Source organism: Aquabacterium commune, from assembly GCF_004362855.1.
Taxonomy (GTDB): Bacteria; Pseudomonadota; Gammaproteobacteria; order Burkholderiales; family Burkholderiaceae_C; genus Aquabacterium; species Aquabacterium commune.
In genome coordinates, this window is the sequence record NZ_SNXW01000028.1 from 1 (window position 1) to 5423 (window position 5423).

At 55.9% G+C, this 5423-nt stretch carries 6 protein-coding genes; all 6 read left to right on the plus strand.

The annotated features are described in order from the left end of the window. Positions 1–487: 487 nt before the first annotated feature. The 6 genes from EV672_RS18490 to EV672_RS18515 all read left to right on the plus strand — a co-directional run bounded on the left by EV672_RS18490 (position 488) and on the right by EV672_RS18515 (position 4933). Entirely contained in the window at positions 488–934 is a 447-nt protein-coding gene (locus EV672_RS18490) for a hypothetical protein (protein WP_133611409.1), read from the plus strand. Between the two features lie 543 nt (positions 935–1477). Next, positions 1478–1681 (plus strand): hypothetical protein, encoded by a 204-nt coding sequence (locus tag EV672_RS18495; RefSeq protein ID WP_133611410.1) that lies wholly within the window; start codon positions 1478–1480, stop codon positions 1679–1681. A gap of 128 nt (positions 1682–1809) precedes the next feature. Beyond that, complete coding sequence (gene yidD / locus EV672_RS19410; RefSeq protein WP_424923184.1) at positions 1810–2124, plus strand: membrane protein insertion efficiency factor YidD; 315 nt, start codon at positions 1810–1812, stop codon at positions 2122–2124. Between the two features lie 672 nt (positions 2125–2796). Beyond that, entirely contained in the window at positions 2797–3348 is a 552-nt protein-coding gene (locus tag EV672_RS18505) for a hypothetical protein (RefSeq protein ID WP_133611412.1), read from the plus strand. Positions 3349–3549: 201 nt separating this feature from the next. Further along, the gene (locus EV672_RS18510; protein WP_133611413.1) at positions 3550–4389 is read left to right on the plus strand and encodes a J domain-containing protein; all 840 of its coding nucleotides are present in this window, start codon (positions 3550–3552) and stop codon (positions 4387–4389) included. Positions 4390–4648: 259 nt separating this feature from the next. Then, on the plus strand, positions 4649–4933 hold the full coding sequence (locus tag EV672_RS18515) for a hypothetical protein (RefSeq protein ID WP_133611414.1): 285 nt from the start codon (positions 4649–4651) through the stop codon (positions 4931–4933). Positions 4934–5423 lie beyond the last annotated feature (490 nt).

A 5423-nucleotide genomic window follows, 5' to 3' on the forward strand; every position in this document is an offset into this window, starting at 1 on the left:
ACTGTGCGTTGCAGCGGACGCCAACCCCTGCGGTGTTGGTGCCCTGCGCTTCGCTCCGGCGCCGCTGAACTTGGGCGTTAGGCCTGCTTGAATGCCCAGTGTTCATCGGGCTTGTGGGCCGCCTGTCCTGCGGCAGTCGTGCGAGCCACCGAGGCGTGCGGTCTGCGTGATGGCGTCACAGTCGCGCAGGGTGCAGTGAGGTAGATTGAGGCATTCGTCAGCGCATGGCTGACGCCATACGCAAGGGAGGCGACATGGCAATGTGGTTTGAACTTGCTGGCATCACAGCACGTCGCGCACACCAGGCTGTCGCCTCGTGTGCGGGCTCGCTGCCTGGGCAATCCTTGTCCTGCCACCAGCCTAACTGGGCGTTCCAGCGGACGCCAACCCCTGCGGGGTTGGTGCCCTGCGCTTCGCTCCGGCGCCGCTGAACGCAGGCGTTAGGCTTTCCCCAAAACCGCTCGATATAAACGCCGCCATGTGCTACATGACCGTTCTCAGTACAACCTGTGAAGCAGACTTGACGACTCACAACAATGAACTTGTGACGTTCTCAAAATCGCTTCCTGGCGTTCCTGAAGAGAAGTACCTAGCGCATCCGTTCAAGTGGTTCATCGGTTCTAAATCAGGCTGCAGCTGTGAACTACGCCACCTATACGTTTCTAGCGTAGAGCTGGGCTTCGGCGAGCCCGAAGACTGGTTCCCTGAAGAGGCTAGCGATGTCGAAGCAACAAAGCAGATTGCGGCTACGATTCGAGCGCTGGTTAAAAACGGAGCGGAAGTTGACTGCGTTGATGCCTGGGCGCATGAACAGAAAGAAGCAGCGCCGCTAGGCGGTGACGTTGTTGTCAACCTATCCGAGGTTAGCGATTCAACGTTCCGTTTTTTTGAAATGCACCGGTTTAGTTTTGTCGAGAAGGCATGTTCGCCATGAACATCAACTGTGGTTTTTGTGTACTCGCAGGCAAAGCACCTGTCACCAGCCTAACTGTTTGGTCAAGCCGACACCAACAAGCTTCGCTTGTTGGTTCCCTCCGTGCTAGGCACTCCGGTGCGGCTTACCGCGGGCGTTAGGTCTGCTTGAATGCCCAGTGTTCATCGGGCTTTCGGGCCGCCTGTCCTTCGGCAGTCGTGCGCACCACCGAGGCGTGCGGTCTGCGTGGTGGCGTCACAGTCGCGCAGGTTGCAGTGGGTTAAATTGAGGCAGTCGTCAGCGCATGGCTGACGCCATACGCAAAGGGAGGCGGCATGGCAACGTTGTTGGAGTCGGCTGGCAACACAGCACATCGCGCACACCAGGCTGTTGCCTCGTGTGCGGGCTCGCTGCCTGCGCAATCCATGTCCTGCCACCAGCCTAACTGGGCGTTCCAGCGGACGCCAACCCCTTCGGGGTTGGTGCCCTGCGCTTCGCTCCGGCGCCGCTGAACGCAGGCGTTAGGCGCTTATGTTCGAGCATGTACCTAATGGTGGTGGAAGCATGCTCAAGCTTGCAGCGTTGCTCATACTTGTCGCCACAGTCGGGCTTCTGCCCATCATTGCGCGCAAGAGTGTGGTCGCTCGAAAAATGCAGGCGTGGTTGAACAGTGCTCGCAACGCCCAAAAAGCGCTTTTATGGCTCAGTGCTGCGCTGATGTTCATCCTCTTTGGTGCGTTGACCATCGTCTATGAAATACGCAATTAACCAGCGCCTAACTGGGCGTTCCAGCGGACGCCAACCCTGGCCATGGCTTCGCCATCTTCATGGCCAAGGTTGGTGCCCTGCGCACCTTCGGTGCTCCGGCGCCGCTGAACTTGGGCGTTAGGCAAACCATGATTAGCAACGCTGCCGTGTTCTCGATAGGCCTATACCAGCGCTACCTGTCCCCATACAAAGGCTATTGCTGCGCCCATCGCTCTCTTCACGGGCGGGAGTCATGCTCGCAATACGGATCAAGATCCATTCGCCGGGCTGGGCTACGTCGCGGCTTGGCATTGCTGAATCGCAGGTTTCAGGCTTGCAACGCAGCATCTCTCACATTGACTGAGCAACGGAACAACGCGCTCAAAGCCGAGGCGTGTCCGCTCTGGTCGCAGCAAGGGACAAAGTCGTGTTGTGCCCCAACCATCTCGGCTTGCCCGTTCTGAAAAGAACCTATGCGCAACCATTCAGCATGCAACAGCCCCTGCCTAACTGGGCGTTGCAGGGGACGCCTCCACCAGCGCACGCTTCGGCAACGCCAAGCGGGCGCCCCTGAACTTGGGCGTTAGGCCAATTCACCAATACACCCGGTGCACAGGCTCGATCCCTGAAAGTCGCCGTGTCCTGCGGGCCTTGGTTTGCGTGAGCGCTTGTTCGTGCTGAGGCTGTGCTTACCACCTCTCGCTTGGGCCGCCTGTCCACTGGCAGTCGGCTCATCAGTCAGGCAAGGCAAGGCCCGCCATGCCATCGCTGAGCTAGCTGTCCGTCCACTGGCGGCCAGCAAACCAGCGTGCGGCACCAAAGTGCCACGCGCCATCGGTCTGTCGGGCTGCCTGTCCTGCGGCAGTCAGCACACCCGTTTAGCGGTTTGACCAGGCCGAGGCTTCTGGCAAACTCACCGCAAACAAAAAGGGAGTGTCTATGAACGTCGGTGGCTCATCGCCCTGCGCCAAGCGCTTTGGCAATTCGTTGCCCTCTGCTTCGCTCCACAGCCTAACTGGGCGGTCAAGCCGACGCCCACAAGCTGCGCTTGCGGGTGCCCTCCGTGCTTCGCACTCCGGCGCGGCTTACCGCGGGCGTTAGGCTTTCTCAAAATCTCATATATTGGAGGATCGTTCATGGCAACCGCTGCAACATACATTGGCGTCAAAAAGCACTTTGATGCGAGTACTGATTCAATCAAGTGGTACTTCGACCAACTACCGGCATTGCTCAAAGACTTCCCCTACGAAGTCTGCCTCGCATACGTATTCCTACGAACAGAAAAAGCACAAAACCGTACTCTATATTGCGGAGTAGCCAAGCTACATGGTGCGCATGCAGAGGTTGCAGAGGCAGCTATCAACAAGCAGCACCTGACGCGCGATGGTTTTCATTCACTTTACAAGAACGTAATCGGCCACGAAATTCCGAAGGTTACAGCAGCGAAGATCAAGGAAGCAGAGAAAATTCGAGATCGCGTCGTACATGGAAAATCAGTGAAAGATGCGGACATGCGTCAAGCCATTCTCGACGTAATCGAATATGCCGAAATGATGAACAAAGACCTCAAGGCTTCCGCTGGGTTTGAGCCATTCGGAGACTTAAGAGGCTTTAAAGGCAGGGCTCAGCCCCTGGAAAAAGGAACCACAAGGTGGCTTCTCAAGGGGTTAGGTTTCGCAATCGCGTAGCTCCAACAACTTCCAAAATCATGCCCAGCCTACTCTCATCGCTCTTCCACTCCGCGCCACAGCCTAACTGTCGGTTCAACGCGGACGCCAACATGGGCCATGCCTTCGGCATTTTCAAGGCCCATGTTGGTACCCTCCGCGCTTCGCGCTCCGGCGCCGGTTAACCTGGGCGTTAGGCACACATCTATCACCAGACAACCAATGATCGATCACTACAGCACCTTGGGCGTTGTGCCAAGCGCAGACCCTGCTGTCATCAAAGCTGCATACCGCGCTTTGGCAGCGATCTATCACCCAGATAAAAACAGTTCGCCCGACGCAAGCGAATTTATCAAGGCGATAAACATCGCCTACGAGACACTTTCAAATCCGGAAAAACGAAGGCAATATGATAGCGTCTACGGCGCATCAACCTCCGCCAAGCCATCCGAGTTTGAGGACGCTGCACATTTCACGGATGAACAAATCGAGAGTTCCTGGGGAACTGCCACAAAATTTCATCCAACCATAGCATTAGATTTTGCAAAGTTGGGAAAGATATCATGGAGACTCGCGTTTTCATTCAAGCTTAAGCTCATCGAAGAGAAGGCATTTCTCGAATCACACGCAATAGCCGAAGAATTTAAGAAGACATATCTTTCGCGATTTTTTGGTAGCGACCCGCAGAACCAAAAACTTGCAGAAGAGCTCCTAAAATCACGCGAAATTCAGGCGGCAATACGTTTGAATGAAATTGTATCTGTAGTGGGCTCTAGCGTCTCACCGCAGGAAATTCAAAGGCAAGTATTTTCTGAACACAAAACCGCCGAGGTCAAATTTCGAAAAAGACAGCACTACGCTGCATTGGAAGGTAACTCGTACTATGGCCTAGACCCTTACCAGGCGGAACTGCTGGTGAAAATGCACGGTGGCGCAGTCACAAGATCAGGTTTTTTCCGAAGGAAAGTTCTCCTTGAGCTGAACGGGGGGTGCATGTCCTTTGGTAGCGAGAACGAGTTCGTCTTATACGTGAAAAAAATCTATGAAACTGAGTATTCATAGTTTTAAATGGTAGATGCAAATTCAAAAAAACTAGGCTATGACTGTTCAGTCATACCTTCCGCTACGCGCCCCAGCCTAACTCGGCGTTCAACGCGGACGCCAACACAGGCCATGCCTTCGGCATTTTCATGGCCTTTGTTGGTACCCTGCGCACTTTGTGCTCCGGCGCCGGTTAACTATGGCGTTAGGCTCGTCGAAGTTCTGCACAACAGTGCGTTGATAACATCACACCCCTTGTCACATCACTTTAGGAGGAAAAATGACAACCTTGGCTACCCGCATGCGCGCGCTTGGCGACCTTGAAGACTTTGACATTGAGGTGCTCGATCAGAGTGGCAACGCAGTTGACCCAAAGACAAACGGGTTTGCAAAGTACGACTTCGACCGCCGAGCTAAAGGATCGATGACGGTCAGCGAATGGAAGGACAAGCGCTTCAGTGCGACTTACGGCGGCTACGGATGTAAGGTGCTGAATGCCGACGGCACAGAAGCCCATGGCAATACAAAGCTTGAAAGCGTTCGTGCCACCTACGAAGAGCAATAAAAGGCCAAGGCCCAAGCTTTTCCACTTCGCGCACCAGCCTAACTGATCGTTGCAGCGGACGCCAATCCTGGCCATGGCCAGGATTGGGCCCCTGCGCACCTTCGGTGCTCCGGCGCCGCTGAACTTGGGCGTTAGGCCTGACGGAATACACCAGTGTTCATCGGGCTTTCGGGCCGCCTGTCCTGCGGCAGTCGTGCGGGCCACCGAGCACCTCGGGTTGAGTGCCGCGCAGGTCTTCTGCTCAGGTTGAAGGTGGGTTAGATTGAGGCATTCGTCAGCGCATGGCTGACGCCATACGCAAGGGTAGGCGGCATGGCAATGTTCATCTCAGAAGCTGCCAAGTCAGCACATCGCGCACACCAGGCAGTTGCCTCGTGTGCGGTCTCACTGCCTGTGCATCCGGCCCACTGCCACCAGCCTAACTGTGCGTTGCAGCGGACGCCAACCCCTGCGGTGTTGGTGCCCTGCGCTTCGCTCCGGCGCCGCTGAA

Coding starts and splice junctions, on each gene's coding strand:
- EV672_RS18490 (WP_133611409.1), top strand. CDS start 488: ATGACCGTTCTCAGTACAACCTGTGAAGCAGACTTGACGACTCACAAC.
- EV672_RS18495 (WP_133611410.1), top strand. CDS start 1,478: ATGCTCAAGCTTGCAGCGTTGCTCATACTTGTCGCCACAGTCGGGCTT.
- yidD (WP_424923184.1), top strand. CDS start 1,810: ATGATTAGCAACGCTGCCGTGTTCTCGATAGGCCTATACCAGCGCTAC.
- EV672_RS18505 (WP_133611412.1), top strand. CDS start 2,797: ATGGCAACCGCTGCAACATACATTGGCGTCAAAAAGCACTTTGATGCG.
- EV672_RS18510 (WP_133611413.1), top strand. CDS start 3,550: ATGATCGATCACTACAGCACCTTGGGCGTTGTGCCAAGCGCAGACCCT.
- EV672_RS18515 (WP_133611414.1), top strand. CDS start 4,649: ATGACAACCTTGGCTACCCGCATGCGCGCGCTTGGCGACCTTGAAGAC.